General features: G+C 66.8%; 15 protein-coding genes. 13 read left to right on the top strand and 2 right to left on the bottom strand.

Annotation, left to right across the window (positions count from 1 at the left end; genetic code table 11):
* The first annotated feature begins 4 nt into the window (after nt 1-4).
* From phbB to ACUCV3_RS03705, 12 genes are all read left to right on the top strand, one after another.
* The gene (phbB, locus tag ACUCV3_RS03760; RefSeq protein ID WP_004208456.1) at nt 5-727 is read left to right on the top strand and encodes an acetoacetyl-CoA reductase; all 723 of its coding nucleotides are present in this window, start codon (nt 5-7) and stop codon (nt 725-727) included.
* Nucleotides 727-1,017: a ribbon-helix-helix domain-containing protein gene (locus ACUCV3_RS03755; RefSeq protein ID WP_122928344.1), complete on the top strand. Its 291-nt coding sequence runs from the start codon at nt 727-729 to the stop codon at nt 1,015-1,017. The genes phbB and ACUCV3_RS03755 overlap by 1 nt, the downstream gene beginning before the upstream one ends.
* 147 nt (nt 1,018-1,164) lie before the next feature.
* Nucleotides 1,165-1,932, top strand: coding sequence for an energy transducer TonB (locus ACUCV3_RS03750; RefSeq protein ID WP_004208454.1), 768 nt, complete (start codon nt 1,165-1,167; stop codon nt 1,930-1,932).
* Between the two features lie 83 nt (nt 1,933-2,015).
* The gene (locus tag ACUCV3_RS03745) at nt 2,016-2,699 is read left to right on the top strand and encodes a Fe2+-dependent dioxygenase (RefSeq protein WP_010335919.1); all 684 of its coding nucleotides are present in this window, start codon (nt 2,016-2,018) and stop codon (nt 2,697-2,699) included.
* A gap of 282 nt (nt 2,700-2,981) precedes the next feature.
* Complete coding sequence (locus ACUCV3_RS03740; RefSeq protein WP_122928830.1) at nt 2,982-4,616, top strand: TldD/PmbA family protein; 1,635 nt, start codon at nt 2,982-2,984, stop codon at nt 4,614-4,616.
* Between the two features lie 20 nt (nt 4,617-4,636).
* Nucleotides 4,637-5,971 carry a TldD/PmbA family protein gene (locus ACUCV3_RS03735; RefSeq protein WP_010335921.1) on the top strand — a complete coding sequence of 445 codons (1,335 nt, stop codon included), beginning with the start codon at nt 4,637-4,639 and terminating at the stop codon, nt 5,969-5,971.
* A 166-nt stretch (nt 5,972-6,137) separates the two neighbouring features.
* Nucleotides 6,138-6,833: a DUF4159 domain-containing protein gene (locus tag ACUCV3_RS03730; protein ID WP_122928828.1), complete on the top strand. Its 696-nt coding sequence runs from the start codon at nt 6,138-6,140 to the stop codon at nt 6,831-6,833.
* A 133-nt stretch (nt 6,834-6,966) separates the two neighbouring features.
* Nucleotides 6,967-7,956 carry an AAA family ATPase gene (locus ACUCV3_RS03725; RefSeq protein ID WP_122928342.1) on the top strand — a complete coding sequence of 330 codons (990 nt, stop codon included), beginning with the start codon at nt 6,967-6,969 and terminating at the stop codon, nt 7,954-7,956.
* 15 nt (nt 7,957-7,971) lie between these two features.
* Nucleotides 7,972-8,865, top strand: a complete 894-nt coding sequence (locus tag ACUCV3_RS03720) for a DUF58 domain-containing protein (protein ID WP_122928341.1) — start codon at nt 7,972-7,974, stop codon at nt 8,863-8,865.
* Complete coding sequence (locus tag ACUCV3_RS03715) at nt 8,862-10,025, top strand: BatA domain-containing protein (RefSeq protein ID WP_122928340.1); 1,164 nt, start codon at nt 8,862-8,864, stop codon at nt 10,023-10,025. The genes ACUCV3_RS03720 and ACUCV3_RS03715 overlap by 4 nt, the downstream gene beginning before the upstream one ends.
* The gene (locus ACUCV3_RS03710; protein ID WP_122928339.1) at nt 10,022-12,121 is read left to right on the top strand and encodes a DUF4175 family protein; all 2,100 of its coding nucleotides are present in this window, start codon (nt 10,022-10,024) and stop codon (nt 12,119-12,121) included. The genes ACUCV3_RS03715 and ACUCV3_RS03710 overlap by 4 nt, the downstream gene beginning before the upstream one ends.
* The gene (locus ACUCV3_RS03705) at nt 12,118-13,923 is read left to right on the top strand and encodes a carboxypeptidase regulatory-like domain-containing protein (RefSeq protein WP_122928338.1); all 1,806 of its coding nucleotides are present in this window, start codon (nt 12,118-12,120) and stop codon (nt 13,921-13,923) included. The genes ACUCV3_RS03710 and ACUCV3_RS03705 overlap by 4 nt, the downstream gene beginning before the upstream one ends.
* On the opposite strand, the gene ACUCV3_RS03700 is transcribed toward ACUCV3_RS03705, so the two are convergent.
* The gene (locus ACUCV3_RS03700) at nt 13,920-14,813 is read right to left on the bottom strand and encodes a LysR family transcriptional regulator (RefSeq protein WP_122928337.1); all 894 of its coding nucleotides are present in this window, start codon (nt 14,811-14,813) and stop codon (nt 13,920-13,922) included. The two genes, ACUCV3_RS03705 and ACUCV3_RS03700, sit on opposite strands and share 4 nt — an antisense overlap.
* 203 nt (nt 14,814-15,016) lie before the next feature.
* Between ACUCV3_RS03700 and ACUCV3_RS03695 the strand changes: the two genes are divergently transcribed.
* Nucleotides 15,017-16,513: a CoA-acylating methylmalonate-semialdehyde dehydrogenase gene (locus tag ACUCV3_RS03695; protein ID WP_122928336.1), complete on the top strand. Its 1,497-nt coding sequence runs from the start codon at nt 15,017-15,019 to the stop codon at nt 16,511-16,513.
* Nucleotides 16,514-16,578: 65 nt separating this feature from the next.
* Here ACUCV3_RS03695 and ACUCV3_RS03690 read toward each other — a convergent pair whose 3' ends face one another.
* Nucleotides 16,579-16,884, bottom strand: coding sequence for a GIY-YIG nuclease family protein (locus ACUCV3_RS03690; protein ID WP_122928335.1), 306 nt, complete (start codon nt 16,882-16,884; stop codon nt 16,579-16,581).
* Nucleotides 16,885-16,888 lie beyond the last annotated feature (4 nt).

The following is a 16,888-nucleotide window of genomic DNA, read 5'->3' as shown; positions in this document are numbered from 1 at the left end:
GCGCATGTCGAGAGTAGCGATCGTGACCGGCGGAACCCGCGGTATCGGGGAAGCCATCAGCCTGGCACTCAAGGAAATGGGATATACGGTTGCCGCCAACTATGCCGGCAACGAGGAAAAGGCCAAGGCCTTCACCGACGCCACCGGCATTGCCAGCTTCAAATGGGATGTCGGCGATCATCAGGCCTGCCTGGACGGTTGCGCTGCGGTGGCGGAAGCGCTCGGCCCGGTCGACATCGTCGTCAACAATGCGGGCATCACCCGTGACGGCGTGCTCGCCAAGATGAGCTTCGACGACTGGAACGAAGTCATGCGCATCAACCTTGGCGGTTGCTTCAACATGGCCAAGGCGACCTTTGGCGGCATGCGCGAGCGCGGCTGGGGCCGGATCGTCAATATCGGTTCGATCAACGGCCAGGCCGGCCAATATGGCCAGGTTAACTATGCCGCCGCCAAGTCGGGCATTCACGGCTTCACCAAGGCGCTGGCGCAGGAAGGCGCCAAATATGGCGTCACCGTCAATGCGATCGCGCCCGGCTATATCGACACCGACATGGTCGCCGCCGTGCCGGCACCGGTGCTGGAAAAGATCGTCGCCAAGATCCCGGTCGGCCGTCTGGGTCAGGCGCATGAGATCGCCCGTGGCGTTGCCTTCTTCTGCAGCGACGAGGGCGGCTTCGTGACCGGCAGCACGCTGTCGATCAACGGCGGCCAGCACATGTATTGATGGCCAAGGGCGACGCTTCCGATGGCGCAGCCGCGTCCGGGGCGTCGCCCTTTGCCCCTCCGGTCAAGCGCAGCGTGACCATTGCCGGGCACCAGACCGCGATCAGCCTGGAGCCGATCTTCTGGCAGGCGCTGCGCGATGCCGCGGCTGAGGCCGAATTGCCGATCAATGCGCTGATCGCCCGGATCGACGTGACGCGCATGGCGGCCGACGATCCCCCCAATCTGGCCAGCGCGATCCGCTGCTGGCTCTTCGCCCGCGTCCGGACACAGGATTTTCCGCAGGGCTGAGCGTCTCCCGCCTCTTTCCCTTATTGCTATAGCGTTTCTTCCGCACTTCTGCGCCGGGGCGAAATAGGCTAGGGCGCTGCGAATGAAATTGATTCGCATTATGGTCCGCTGTATCGCGGACTGGGGCTGACGGACGGAGGACGGGCAATGCTGCAGGCGGCACAGGGCAGGGCGGAGGTCTATGCGACCGATTTCGCCGATGTCGGTGACGATCGTCCGATGCCCGTTGCCAGCGGCCATGCCATCGCTGTTCCGGCCGAGCGCTATGGCGCGCGTCGCGGCCCGAACCTGCCCGCCATTGCTGCCATTCTGGTCGTGCATGCGCTGCTGATCGGCGCGCTGATCCAGGTGCGCAATCATGTCGTTCGGGCCGAAGAGGCGAAGCTGACGGTAGTGAACCTGTCGCCACCCCCGCCACCGCCCGCCGCCGAAGCGCCCCCGCCGCCGCCATCCCAGCCGCAGGTCGTGGCGCCGCCACCGATCGTCCAGACACCGGTGCCGCCGGTGCAGATCGCCACCACGCCCGATCCGGTCCCCGCGCCCTCGCCGGTCGCGGTGTCGGCCCCGCCATCGCCGCCGGCACCGGCCGCGCCGGTCATGGCTGCCGCGGCCCCTTCGGTCGTCCAGGCGGGCGATATCGGCGCGCAGATGGTGTCGGGCAAGCCGCCCCGCTATCCGATCGACAGCCGGCGTAAGCGCGAGCAGGGCACGGTCGTCCTGGCGCTGGTGGTCGGCACCGACGGCGGCGTCGAGAGCATCGGCATCGCCCGCAGCAGTGGTTTTGCACGACTGGATGATGCCGCGCGCGATGCGGTGAAGCATTGGCGCTGGCGCCCGATCATCCGTGACGGTCAGGCCGTGCGGGTGAAGGGCGTGGTCGAAATCCCCTTCGTCATCCGCACCGACAAGGCCTGACAGACAGGGCCTGACAGACAGCGCCTCACCGGCGCGCCTCGCTCGACCGCAGGCCCAGGCCATCCCGCCCCGGAGTATCCTTCATGCTGATCGTCATTCCCGACCTGATCGACGCCGCCGGCGTCGCCCACATCCGCGCGCTGATCGATGCGGCGCAATGGGTCGATGGCAATGTCACCTCCGGCCATCAGTCGGCGCTGGCCAAGCGCAACCTGCAACTGCCCGAAAGCGCGCCGGAAGCCCGCCAGGCGGGGCAGATGATCCTCGATGCGCTTGGGCGATCGCCGCTGTTCATCGCCGCTGCGCTGCCGCTCAAGATTTTTCCGCCTTTGTTCAACAGCTATGCCGGCGGGCAGGCGTTCGGCACCCATGTCGACAATGCCGTGCGCATCCAGGCCGGCACCGGCTTTCGTGTCCGATCCGACCTGTCGATCACTGTCTTCCTGGAGGAGCCGGAAAGCTATGAGGGCGGCGAACTGACGATCGAGACTAATTTCGGCGTGCAGCAGGTGAAGTTGCCGGCGGGGCAGGCGGTGCTCTATCCCTCCTCCTCGCTGCATCGGGTCGAACCGGTGACGCAGGGCCGGCGCGTCGCCAGCTTCTTCTGGATGCAGTCGATGATCCGCGACGACGCCGCGCGCCAGATGCTGTTCGATCTCGACAGTTCGATCCAGCAACTGGCGCTCGATCGCGGCCATGACGATGCGCAGGTGATCCGCCTGACCGGCGTCTATCATAATCTGCTGCGCCGCTGGGCCGACGCCTGAGCCTGCTGCCTGTTTTGACTATAGCTAACTGACTGGCAATTATAGCGAATCTATAGCCGTCACGCCGCGCGTGCGGACGCTGGCTCGCCGCACATGTCGTTCGTCGGCGCTGGTTGCCCTTTGGTCGAAAGCCCGCATGTCACGCCCTGCCGTCCGGAAAAGCCGTTTGACCTCATCTGTCCGGCTCGCAATGATCCGCGCCATCCACGCGGGGGGTGCCAAGGGGGTGGCCTTCGCGACAAGACAGACCCGCGATCTGCGGGCATTCCAGTGGAGGCTATCTTGCATAGACGCGACTTCCTGGCCTTTGGCACCATGGGTGTCGGCGGGCTCGTCCTGCCGTCCTTTTTTGGCAAGGTCATTGCAGCAGAGGATCTGAACAGCGCGCTCGACGTCGGCTTCAAGAAGGGGCTGGCCGACGCCGCGATGAACGCGGCCAAGAGCGCCGGCGCCAGCTATTGCGACGTGCGCGTCGGCCGTTACCTGCGCCAGTTCGTCATCACCCGCGAAAAGAATGTCGAGAATATCGTCAACACCGAATCCACCGGTGTCGGCATCCGCGTTCTGGCCAATGGCGCCTGGGGCTTTGCCGCCACCAATGAGCTGAGCAAGGAAGCGGTCGCCAAGGCGGCGCAGCAGGCGGTCGCCATCGCCAAGGCCAATGCGCCGCAGCAGAGCGCCCCGGTCCAGCTCGCCCCGGTCAAGGGCGCGGGCGAGGTCAGCTGGAAGACGCCGATCGTCAAGAACAGCATGGCCGTGCCGATCAAGGACAAGGTCGAGCTGCTGATGGGCGTGAACGCCGCTGCGATGGAGGCGGGCGCCGACTTTGTCAATTCGATCCTGTTCCTGGTCAATGAGCAGAAATATTTCGCCAGCACCGATGGCAGCTATATCGACCAGGACGTCCACCGCATCTGGGCGCCGATGACGGTTACCGCGGTCGACAAGACCAGCGGCAAGTTCCGCACGCGTGAGGGCCTGTCCTCGCCGATGGGCCTGGGCTTCGAATATCTGGACGGCGCCGCCAGCGGCAAGACCGTGCTGCCCAATGGCGTCACCGTCTATGGCAACAGCTATGACATGAAGGAAGACGCGATCGCCGCCGCCAAGCAGGCGCGCGCGAAGCTCAAGGCGCCGTCGGTCAAGCCGGGCAAATATGACCTGGTGCTCGACCCGTCGCACACCTGGCTGACCATCCACGAATCCGTCGGCCACCCGCTCGAACTGGACCGCGTGCTGGGCTATGAGGCGAACTATGCCGGCACCAGCTTTGCCACGATGGACAAGCTGCAGGCCCATTTCCAATATGGCAGCGACAAGGTGAACATCGTCGCCGACAAGGTCCAGCCGGGCAGCCTGGGCGCTGTCGCCTATGATGACGAGGGCGTGAAGACCAAGAAGTGGGATCTGATCCGCGACGGCAAGCTGGTCGGATACCAGGCGATCCGTGACCAGGCCCATATCGAAGGCAAGAAGGAATCGGACGGCTGCGCCTATGCCGACAGCTGGTCCAATGTGCAGTTCCAGCGCATGGCCAATGTCAGCCTGGAGCCGGGCAAGACCAAGCAGGGCGTTGCCGACATGATCGCAGGTGTCGAGGACGGCATCTACATCATCGGCGATGGCAGCTTCTCGATCGACCAGCAGCGCTATAACGCCCAGTTTGGCGGCCAGCTCTTCTACGAGATCAAGAACGGCAAGATCACCCAGCAGATCGAGGATGTCGCTTACCAGATCCGCACCCCGGAATTCTGGAATGCCTGCGTCGGCGTCTGTGACCAGAGCGATTATCGCCTGGGTGGCTCCTTCTTCGACGGCAAGGGCCAGCCGGCCCAGGTCTCCGCCGTGTCGCACGGGTCTTCGACCGCGCGCTTCAACGGTATCAACGTCATCAACACCGCGCGTTCGCTCGGCTGATCGCTTAGGGAGACAGAAAAATGAGCATCCTTACCGAAGCGCAGGCCAAGGCCATCCTGACCAAGGTCGTCGCCCTGTCGAAGGCCGACGAATGCACCGCGCAACTGACCGGCAAGATCCAGGGCAATATCCGCTTTGCCCGCAACGACGTGTCGACCGCGGGCCTGACCGACGATATCGAGCTGGCGGTCCAGGTCGCCTATGGCAAGAAGGTCGGCACCGCCACCATCAACCAGTTTGACGACGCCTCGCTCGAACGGGTGGTGCGCCGCGCCGAAACGCTGGCCAATCTGGCCCCGGACAATCCGGAATTCATGCCGGCGGTGGACAGGCAGGCCTATAAGGCCAGCCCGACCTTCGCCCAGTCGACCGCCGACATCACGCCTGAATATCGCGCCCAGGTGGCGTCGACCTCGATCACTGCCTGCAAGTCGCAGAAGCTGATCGCGGCCGGCTATCTGGAGGATAATCAGAGCTTCGTCGCGATCGCCAACAGCAAGGGCAATTTCGGCTATCAGCGCTCGACCATGCTGGATTATACCTGCACCGTCCGCACCGAAGATGGCCGGGGTTCCGGCTGGGTCGGCACCGACACGCAGGACGCCACCCGCTTCAAGGCGGACAGCGACATCCAGATCGCCATGCGCAAGGCATCGGCCTCGTCCGAGGCCAAGGCGCTGGAGCCGGGCAAATATACCGTGATCCTGGAACCGATGGCGGCCGCGGGCCTGATCGGCTTCATGTTCTACTTCTTCGGCGCGCGCGAGGCGGACGAGGGCCGCAGCTTCCTGTCGAAGAAGGGCGGCGGCAACAAGCTGGGCGAACAGGTATTCGGGCCGCAGGTCAATTTCTACACCGACCCGTGGGATCCGGTCGCGCCCTGCCTGCCCTGGGACGATGATGGCCTTGCCCGCCAACGCGTCGACATGGTCAAGGACGGCAAGGTCACGAACCTCAATTACAGCCGCTACTGGGCGAGCAAGCAGGGCAAGCCCGCGATCGGCCAGATGGGCAATATCCTGATGACCGGCGGCACCAAGACCACCGCCGATCTGGTTCGCTCGACCGAGCGCGGCGTGCTCGTCACCCGCACCTGGTATATCCGCATGGTCGATCCGCAGACCGTGCTGCTGACCGGCCTGACCCGCGACGGCACCTTCTATGTCGAGAACGGCCAGATCAAATATCCGATCAAGAATTTCCGGTTCAACGAGAGCCCGGTGATCATGCTCAACAATGTCGAAGAGCTGGGTCGCCCGGTCCGCGTGCCGCCGGACGAAGTGTCGATGAACATCGTCGTGCCGCCGATGAAGCTGCGCGACTTCACCTTCACCTCGCTGTCGGACGCGGTGTGACGGATTGAGCTGTGCATGATCCTCCCCTGTGAAGGGGAGGGGGACCATTGCGAAGCAATGGTGGAGGGGTGTCACCCCATCGATAGCGGGACACCCCTCCGTCTGGCTTCGCCAGCCACCTCCCCTTTCAGGGGAGGATCATGCAAATCCTATGTGATTGGATGTGATGACACGCGGCGAGTTTCTTCGGTTGATGGCGGGCGGTCTGGCTGGCGCAATGCTGGCCCGTCCGCTTGCCGCCGCGGGAGGCTATGATTTCTGGTTCACGCGGCTGCGCTATGACTCGGGCGACTGGGATGTCGACCAGCGCATGCCGTCCAACCTCATCACCTCGCTGATCGATTATACGACGCTGCGGGTCGATCCGAAGGAGCATGTCATCGCCCTTTCGGACCCGAAGATGCTGACCGCGCCCTTCTGCTACATGGCGGGGCACAAGCTGGTCGAATTTTCGGAGGCCGAGCGGCGCAATTTCGAGCGCTATGTCCGCAATGGGGGTTTCGTCCTGGTGGATGATTGCAACCATGACATAGACGGCCTGTTCGCCCGCTCGTTCGAGGCGCAGATGGCCAAGATTTTCGGCCCCAAAGGCTTGAAGATGCTGCCAAAGACCCATCCGGTCTATCGCAGCTTCTTCAAGTTCGACGGGCCGCCCAATACCGGGCTGGAACTGAATGGCTGGGGCGATGATCTGGTCCATGATTATCTCAAGGGCATAGAGGTCAATGGCCGCCTGGGCGTTCTCTACAGCAACAAGGATTATGGCTGCGAGTGGGACTATGACTGGCGCAACAAGCGCTTCCTGGCCGAGGATAATACCAAGTTCGCGGTCAATATCGTGATGTACGCGCTGTCGTCGTAATGCCTGCCGTCCGCCGTCTTTTTTTCGTCATTCCCGCGAAAGCGGGAATCCACCTCCCAACCTCGCACTCGTGGAGAGCGTCGGAGATGGATCCCCGCCTGCGCGGGGATGACGGCATTTGCTAGGAAATATCATGACCGATATCAGCGAAGCGGAAATCCAGCAGAAACTGGCGCGCCTGGGCGAATTGCGCGCGGCGATCGGCCAGGCGATCGTGGGGCAGGGGGCGGTGGTCGAACAATTGCTGATTGGCCTGCTCGCCGGCGGCCATTGCCTGCTGGAAGGGGTGCCGGGCCTGGGCAAGACCTTGCTGGTCCGTTCGCTTGGAGAAGCGTTGAAGCTCGACTTCCGCCGGGTACAGTTCACCCCCGACCTGATGCCCAGCGATATTCTCGGCACCGAATTGCTGGAGGAGGATCATGGCACCGGCCATCGCAGCTTCCGGTTCCAGAAGGGACCGATCTTCACCAACCTGCTGCTGGCCGACGAACTCAACCGCACCCCGCCCAAGACGCAGGCGGCGCTGCTGGAGGCGATGCAGGAGCGGACCGTCAGCTATGGGGGCACCACCTATCAGCTGCCATCGCCCTTCTTCGTGCTGGCGACGCAGAACCCGCTGGAACAGGCCGGCACCTATCCGCTGCCCGAAGCGCAGCTGGACCGCTTCCTCCTCCATATCCGGGTCGATTATCCGACCGAGCAGGAGGAGCATGACATTCTGGCCCAGACCACCGGCGCCAAGCCGGGTGCGGTGCCGGCGGTGATGCAGGGCGAGGAGGTGCTGGCGCTGCAGAAGCTGGTGCGTGACGTGTATTTCGGCGAGGATCTGCTGCGCTGGGTGACGCGGATCGTGCGCGCCAGCCGGCCGGGCGAGGGCGCGCCGGAGGATATCCGCAAATATGTGAAATGGGGCGCTGGGCCACGCGCCGGTCAGTCGCTGATCCTGGCGGCCAAAGCGCGAGCGCTGCTCCAAGGCCGTCTGGCGGCCACGCGCGAGGATATCGTCGCGCTGGCCGGCCCGGTGATGCGCCATCGCCTGCTGCTGTCCTTCGCCGCCGAGGCGGAAGGGAAAAGTGCCGATGATGTCGTCGCCGCGCTCGTCCGCGCCGTGCCGCTCGGCTGATCCGGACACAACGTCATGGCCGATTTCATCCCCCCAGACGTGCGGAGCCGGCTCAAAAGCCTGCGCCTGCTCACGCGCCGGGCGGTGGGATCGCATGGGCTGGGCCTGCATCACAGCCATAGCCGGGGCGCGGGCCTGGAGTTCGCGCAATATCGCGCCTATGAGCCGGGCGACGAGTTGCGCCAGATCGACTGGAAACTCTATGCCCGGTCGGACAAATTCTTCGTCCGCGAGGCCGAACTGGAAAGCCCGGTCGCAGTCTGGATCCTGATGGATGCCAGCGCCTCGATGGCGCAGACCGATGCGATCCGGCCCGATTATAGCCGGCTCGACGCGGCCAAGAGGATCGCCGCCAGCATCGCCGAACTGGCGATGCAGCAGGGCGATCGCTTCGGCTGGATGGCGCTCTCCGATACCGGGCTGCGGTTGCTCCCGCCCGCGACCGGCCTGCGCCAGCGCGACCGGCTGCTGCTCGACATGCTGCCGCTGCGCGCCGAGGGGGGCTTTGCCGCCGAAGCGCAATTGGGGCCGGTCTGGGAACGGATTGGCGCGCATGATCTGGTGATTTTGCTCAGCGACTGTTTCGAGCCCGGCGCGATCGATCTGGTCGAGAAGCTGTCGGCGGCCGGGCGCGAGGTTCTGGTGATCGAGATGCTGACCGTGGGCGAGCGGGATTTCCCGTTCGACGGCGGCTATCGCTTCCGTGACCCGGAGACGGGCGAGGAGCTGCTGGGGGATGGCGCCGCGCTGCGCGCCGAATTTCTGCGCCGCTTCGGCGAGGCGCGGGCGGAGTTGCATGCGCGTCTCGATGCGGTCGGCATCCGCCGTGCGACCCATGTGCTGGACGAGCCGATCGATATGCCGCTGCGCCGCCTGTTCGGCGCCCATGACGCGGCCGAATATTCATGACGCCCGCCTTGCTGCTCTCCGCCGCGCTGGCCGGCCTGCTGGCGCTGCTGATCCCGCTCGCGATCCATATCGCGCGGCGCAGCGAGCAGTTGCCGACCGATTTCGCCGCGCTGCGCTGGCTGCGGCAGAAGCCCAAGCCCCGGTCCTGGTTACGGTTCGACGAATGGCTGCTGCTTGCCCTGCGCCTCGCGCTGCTGGCGCTGGTCGTGCTGTGGATCGCCCATCCGGTGCTGTTCGGCGCGGCGAGCAAGCAGCCCTATGTCGCGCTGACGCCCGGCGTCGATCCGGCGGCGGTGGATGACAAGGCGCTGGCCGAGGGCAGGGCGCACTGGCTGGCGCCCGGCTATCCCCGCGTCGAAGCGGGCAAGCCGCTCGCGACCGACGCCATCCCGCTCGCCAGCCTAGTGCGCCAGTTGGACTCGGACCTGCCGCAGGGCGCGCCGCTGACCATTATCGTGCCGCAGATCCTCCAGGGCGCCGATGCGGAACGGCCGCGCCTGTCGCGCAAGGTCGACTGGCGCATCGTCCCCGGCGCGATGCCGGCGGGCAAGCCGGTGGCGCTACAACCGCCGTCGATCGCGATCCGTGCGGATAGCGGCCATACGGGTGGGTTGCACTATATTCTGGCGGCAGCGGGCAGTTGGCAGCCGGCAGGCAAGCCGGCGGATGTCGACAGCGGCCCACTGACGGCGCCACTGCCTCCGTCGGACAAGACTTTGTTCTGGATGAGCGCCGGCACTTTGCCGGAAGCGCTGCAACGCTGGATCGCGCAGGGCGGGCAGGCGATCGTCGCCTCCGATGCGCTGCTGCGCCAAGGCACGACGCCCGCGCCCCTGTGGCAGGATGATCTTGCCCGGCCGCTGGTGGAGGCGGTGCCGATCGGCAAGGGCCGCCTGCTCCGCTTCACCCGCCCATTGCAGCCGGCGCAGATGCCGCAATTGCTGGAGGCGGATTTCCCCGCCCGCCTGCGCGCGCTGATCCAGCCACCGAGCGTCGCGCCGCAGCGCGCCGATGCCGCCGCCTATGCGCCACTCACCGGTGGACGCGCCTATCCGCAACCGCCGGCCGACTTGCGCCCCTGGCTGGCGCTGCTGATCGCGGCGCTGCTGCTGGTCGAGCGCTGGTTCGCCACCAGCCGCAAACGGGCGATCGCGCCATGAGCGCCGACGCCCTGCTTTCCACCTGGCTGACGCCCAGTCGTCGGCGCGTGCGGCTCGACACGCTGCTGCTTGGCCTGCCGGTCCTGCTGCTGGCGAGCGCGCTGGTCTGGCGCTTCGTCGGACTGGTGCCGGCGGCGATCCTGCTGCTGCTCGGCGCTGGCCTGCTTGGCGCCCTCATCGTCCGCCGCGCCCGGCGCTTCGATCAGGCCTGGCTGGTACGCCGCCTCGACGCCAGTCGCGCCGATCTGGAGGATAGCAGCGCGCTTCTGTTCGCCGATCCGCAGGGCTTGGGGCCGTTGCAACGGCTGCAACGCGCCCGGCTCGACCAACGGCTCGGGCAGGGCATACCAGAAGAACTGGCCCCGGACTGGTCGCGTCGCGCGATCCCTATCCTCTGGATCATTGCCCTGCTCGGCAGCGCCGTCCTCCTGCTCTGGCCACGCGGTGCGGATCGTCCGGTCGTGCTGGCCCCCGCCGCTGAAGGCATAGCCGCAAAGCCCGGCATCCCGCGCCTGGTCGCGCAAAATCTGCGTATCATCCCGCCCGCTTATACCGGCCTGCCGCTGCGCGACGAGGCGAAGCTCGATGCGCGCGCGCCGCTCGGGTCACGGCTCGAATGGACCTTCCGCTTCGACCCGCAGGCAAGCGCGCCCGCGCTGCTGCCGCTGGGCGGGGCGGGCATTGCGCTGCGCCGCGATGGCGATCACTGGATCGCCAGCCGCACGCTCGATGCCTCCTTCCTCTATCGCGTCGACCCGGCATCCGGGCGCGGCCCGCTGCCGCCGCTGCACCGGATCGATGGCGTCGCCGATGCGCTGCCGCAGGTGAAGCTGATCGCGCCCGCCGCCAGCCTCAATATGGTGGCGCCGGGCCAGCGTAGCTGGACGCCCGTCTTCGCCGCGACCGACGATTATGGCGTTGCCGCCACCGCCCGGCTGCGCATCACTTTGGCGATCGGCGAGGGGGAGAATATCCGCTTCACCGAACGCGAGATTGCCGTGTCCGGCTCCGGCCCGGCGCGCGACCGGCGCTTTGCCCCGAGCCTCGATTTCGGCGCGCTTGGCTTTTCGGCCGGTGGCGACATGGTGGTGCAGATCATCGTGCGCGACAATCGCGCGCCATCGCCGCAGGAGGTGCGCGGCCCCAGCGTCATCTTGCGCTGGCCCGCGGCCAAGGCCCCCGAGAGCGGCGGCCTGCAGGGCATGGTCAACACCACCTTGCCGGCCTATTTCCGCAGCCAGCGCCAGATCATCATCGATGCCGAGGCGCTGCTGAAGCGCAAGCGCAGCCTGTCGGCCGACAAATATCTCTCGCAATCCAACGGCATCGGCAACGACCAGAAAATCCTGCGCGGCCGCTACAGCCAGTTCTTGGGGGGCGAGAGCGAAGGCGAACCCAGCCTGCCGACCGCCGATGCGGATGGCCATGGCGAGGGTGACGGCCATGATCATGGCCCGCCGGTCGCGGCCCCCAATGTCTTTGGCGAGAAGGAGGATGTGCTCGCCGAGTTCGGCCATCCCCACGATGAATCGCCCGCCTCCAGCCTGGACCCGGAAACCCGCGCGATCCTGAAACAGGCGGTGGACGAGATGTGGCAGTCGGAAATGCAGTTGAAGCAGGGCCGACCCGACCTGGCCTTGCCCTTCGCCTACAAGGCGCTGCGCTTCATCAAGGAAGTGCAGCAGGCGACCCGCATCTTCCTGTCGCGCGTCGGCCCGGAACTGCCGCCGATCGACCCCGCCCGCCGCATGACCGGCAAGCGTGAAGGGATAGCCGGCCATTTCGAGCCGCTGGTCGCGGTCGAGGGCGACGATGGCCCGGCCGCCGCCGCCTGGCGCGGGCTGGCGCAGGGACCGGTGCCGCTCGACGCGCTGGAGGGCTGGTCTCGGGCCAACGCCGCGCGCCTGCCCGATCCGCTGGCATTGAGTGGCGCGATCGACGCCGTGCGGCGCGAACCGGGCTGCGCTTCCTGTCGCGACAAGCTGCGCGCGCAATTGTGGATGGCGATGGAGCGGCCGCAGGGCGGCGTGGCGCGGCGGCGTCCGGCCGACGCTGCCGGCGCCCGCTATCTCGGCGCGATCGGGGGGCGGCCATGAGCGCACAACTCATCACCGCGCTGCTCCTTGGCGCGGCCGTGCTGGTCGGCTGGGCAAGGCTGCTGCTGTGGCAGCGTCCGGCCGGCGATCTGGGCGCCCGGCCCTGGCGCCTCGCGACACTGTTGCTGCTCCAGCCGGTCGTCGCGCTGCTCCTCTATTTCGGCCTGTTTCCACCCGCGCTGCCGGTGGCAGGCGGCACGCTGACCGTCGCCACCCAGGGCAGTTCGCGCTTCGCCTCGGCCGGCAAGGGCGCGCATCTGGTCGCGCTGCCCGAAGCGCCGGACGTGGCGGGCGCGCAGGCGGTGCCCGATCTGGCGACCGCGCTGCGCCGCTATCCCGACACGCGCCGTCTCGTCATCCTGGGGCAGGGCCTCGTTGCCCGTGACCGCGATGCGGTACGGGGGCTTGCGATCGACTATACGCCGCCGGCCACCGCCGCAGGACTGATCGCGCTAGCCCGGCCTGACCGGATCGCGCCGGGCGCAACCTTCGCCGTCGGCGGACAGGTTGCCGGCCTGCCCAAGGCGCAGGTCGAACTGCTCGATCCCGCCGCGCGCGTCACCGATACCGCCCCGGTGGATGCCGATGGCCACTTCAGCCTGACCGGCACCGCGCGCGCCGCCGGCACCGCCGAATTCACCCTGCGCTTGCGCAGGGCCGATGGCGGGTTGGTCGAGCAGGCCGTGGTGCCATTGCTGGTCGAGGGCGATGCCATGCCGCGCCTGCTGATCCTGGCCGGGGCGCCGGGGCCGGAAGTCAAATACCTGCGCCGCTGGGCGACCGACGCCGGCTATGCCGTCACCGTCAACATGAGCGCGGGCGGCGGCATTGCGCTGGGCGACGCACCGGTCGCAATCAACGCCGCCAGCCTGCGCCGCTATGACCTGCTGGTCGCCGATGACCGCGCCTGGGCCGGCCTTGGCGGCGCACGCGGCGCGGTGCTGGAAGCGGTGCGCGGCGGCATGGGCCTGCTGCTACGCGGCAGCGGCCCGGCCGACGGCGCGCTGCGCGGCCAATGGCGCGCGCTCGGTTTCGATCTGTCCGGGGGCAATGGTGTCGCGCCGATCGCCCTGCCGGCGCCGCTTGCCGCCGATCGTGCCCGCACCCGTGCAGGCATCGGCAGCGTGGACATACCCGCCGATCTCAATATCGGCGACGATCTCCTGCCCGAAGCGACCCGCATGGATGACGTCCCGGCCGGCCGCGACGTGGTTCCGCTGGTGCAGGACGCGGCGGGCACGCCACTCGCCGCCTGGCGCGCGCTGGGTGCGGGTCGCGTCGCGATCTGGACCGGCCTCGACAGTTTCGGCTTGGTGCTGAGCGGCCGGGGTGATCTTTATGGCGACTGGTGGGGGCGGATGATGGCCGCGGTCGTGCGCCCGGCACCGGGGTCTGTTGCCGCCTTCACCGGCCCGGCGTGGGTCGGCGAGCGGATCAGCCTATGCGGCCTGAAGCCCGGTGCCCGAGTCGATGGCGCGCCCTTGGCGATCGATCCAACGACTGGCGATTGCGCCGCCTGGTGGCCCGATCGGGCAGGATGGCATCAGGTGCGCCGGACGGATGGCGCATCCACAGCCTTCTACATCTACCCCGCCAATGCCCTGCCGGCCCTGCGCATCGCGCAGATGCATCAGGCCATGACCCTGTTGCAGGGCGCCGATCAGAAGACGGATTCTGCCACTGCCGCGCGCTCCGTTCCCGGCCCGTCCTGGCCCTGGCTCATCGGCTGGCTGATCGCCAGCGCCCTGCTCTGGTGGTTCGAGCGGTCCCGGATCGGCCGCACGGTGACCCCGCAGGCCTAACCCACGCCCAGCATCACCGGTCGCAACCGCTCGCTCGTCGCCACCAGCCAGCCGACAAACTGGTCGATCCGGGCAATGCCGCGCAGGTCGCGGGGCACCACCAGCCAGAAGCTGCGCTGGATATCGACCGCCTCGGGCAGTACGCGGACCAGCCCCGCCGTGGCGTCGCCGATGAAGCAGGGCAATATGCCGCAGCCCGCACCGCTGGCGATGATCTCCGCCTGGGCATTGATGCTGCTCGACCGGATCGCCGGTTCCAGCCGGGCGTCGACCTCCGCCAGATAGCGCAGTTCGGGCGCATAGATCTGATCGGGGACATAGCCGACCAGCACATGGCGCAGCAGGTCGCTCTTGACCTTCAACGGCGGCGCACCCTCCAGATAGGCGGGCGTCGCATAAAGCCCCAGATGATAGTCGGTCAGCTTGCGGGTGATCAGCGGGCCGGTCTTGGGCCGGGCCAGCATCACTGCAATATCCGCCTCGCGCCGCGAGGGGTTGAGGAAGCCGCTCGACGCCACCAGGTCGATCTCGATCCGGGGATGGTCAGCGGTGAAGCTGCGCAGATGCGGCGCGATCACCCGGCTGCCAAAGCCCTCCGATGCGCTCAGGCGGATCGTCCCGGCCATCTGCGTGCCCGCCGCGCTGCCGCTCCGCTGCACGCCGAGCGCCGCCGCCTCCATCCGCTCGGCCTGTTCCAGCAGGCGGGTGCCATGGTCGGTCAGCACATGGCCGGCCGGCGTATGCTCGAACAATCGTTGCTCCAGCGCCTGCTCCAGCCGCTTGATCCGCCGCGAGATGGTGGTGGCGTCCATCCTGGTCATCGCCGCCGCCGCGCTCAGCCGCTCGGTGCGCGCCACCGCCAGGAACAGGCGCAGATCGTCCCAGTTCATGGATGCGGCATTTTTGCAGGATGGATATGCATATCCGTCAGCTTGCCTGCATTTCTGATATCCTGCAAGGCGGGGCGAAAGCATCGTGCGGAAAAGTGGGAACCGGTTTTCCGCTTCAAACGATGCGACAAAAGAAGTTGGAGCGCGCGACTTGCGTCAGAGTGATCGCAGCGCGCTCCAAAGCATATTGGAGAGGATGGGCCATGCGTATCATCGATCATGTCATCAGCGGTCATTCGGCAGGTGACGGCGGCCGCACCAGCGACGTCTTCGACCCCAATAATGGCGGTGTGCAGGCGCAGCTGCGCCTCGGCACCCAGGCCGACCTGGACGCGGCCATGGCCGCCGCACTGGCCGCCCAGCCGGCCTGGGCCGCGACCAACCCGCAACGCCGCGCCCGTGTCATGTTCGCGTTCAAGACGCTGGTCGAACAGAATATGGACGAACTCGCCCATCTGCTCAGTTCCGAACATGGCAAGGTGATTGCCGACTCCAAGGGCGACATCCAGCGCGGGCTGGAGGTGATCGAGTTCGCCTGCGGCATCCCCCATCTGCTCAAGGGCGAATATACCCAGGGCGCCGGCCCCGGCATCGACGTATACTCGATGCGCCAGCCGCTTGGCGTGGTCGCCGGCATCACCCCGTTCAATTTCCCGGCGATGATCCCGATGTGGATGTTCGGCGTTGCCATCGCCTGCGGCAATGCCTTCATCCTCAAGCCCAGCGAGCGCGACCCGAGCGTCCCCGTGCGCCTCGCCGAACTGATGCGTGAGGCGGGCCTGCCCGACGGCGTGCTTCAGGTCGTCCATGGCGACAAGGAAATGGTCGATGCGATCCTGGATCATCCGGAGATCCGGGCGGTCAGCTTCGTCGGCTCGTCCGACATCGCCCATTATGTCTATCGCCGTGGCGTCGAGGCGGGCAAGCGCGTCCAGGCGATGGGCGGCGCCAAGAATCACGGCATCGTCATGCCCGACGCCGATCTCGACCAGGTGGTGAATGACCTCGCCGGCGCGGCCTTCGGCTCGGCCGGCGAGCGCTGCATGGCGCTGCCGGTGGTGGTGCCGGTGGGCGAGGCGACGGCGATCGCCCTGCGCGAGAAGCTGATCCCGGCGATCGACGCGCTGCGGGTCGGCGTCTCGACCGATGCCGACGCCCATTATGGCCCGGTCGTCACCGCCGCGCACAAGGCGAAGATTGAATCCTATATCCAGATGGGCGTCGATGAAGGCGCCGAACTGGTGGTCGACGGCCGCGGCTTCACGCTGCAGGGCCATGAGCAGGGCTTCTTCGTCGGCCCGACCCTGTTCGACCGGGTGACGCCGCAGATGCGCAGCTATCAGGAGGAGATTTTCGGCCCCGTGCTCCAGATGGTGCGCGCCGAAAGCTTCGAGGACGCGCTGCGCCTGCCGAGCGACCACCAATATGGCAACGGCGTCGCCATCTTCACCCGCAACGGCCATGCTGCCCGCGAATTTGCCGCGCGGGTCAATGTCGGCATGGTCGGCATCAACGTGCCGATCCCGGTGCCGGTTGCCTATCATACATTCGGCGGCTGGAAGCGCAGCGCCTTTGGCGACACCAACCAGCACGGCATGGAAGGGGTGAAGTTCTTCACCAAGGTGAAGACCGTCACCCAGCGCTGGCCCGACGGCGGCGCGACCGGCGACAGCGCCTTCGTCATCCCGACCATGGGGTGAAGAGGAGCGGGGAGGCGCGGCGATGCCTCCTTCGTCATGCTGACGAAAGTCAGCATCCATTCTCTCTAGGCCAGAGGCGGAAAGCCTAGCATGACGGCACGATCTTCCCAGAATGGATTATTCTGTTCGATCAGCGCGATCTTCCAGTCGCGCCGCCAGGCTTCCAATTGCTTTTCCCGTAGGATGGCGGCGTCCATCGTTTCGGCCATTTCATAATGGACCAGCCGCTTTACCCCGTGACGTGCCGTGAAACCGGGGACAGCGCCGGTGCGATGCTGATGCAGCCGCGCCATCAGGTTGGATGTGACGCCGATATAGATTGTGCCATGGCGCCCGCTGGCAAGGATATAGACGCATGGTTGACGGTTCATTCCG

The sequence above is a fragment of the Sphingobium sp. VMM genome, from assembly GCF_056790315.1.
Note: the sequence above shows the minus strand (reverse complement) of the source record. Positions and strands in the feature narration are given on the sequence as shown.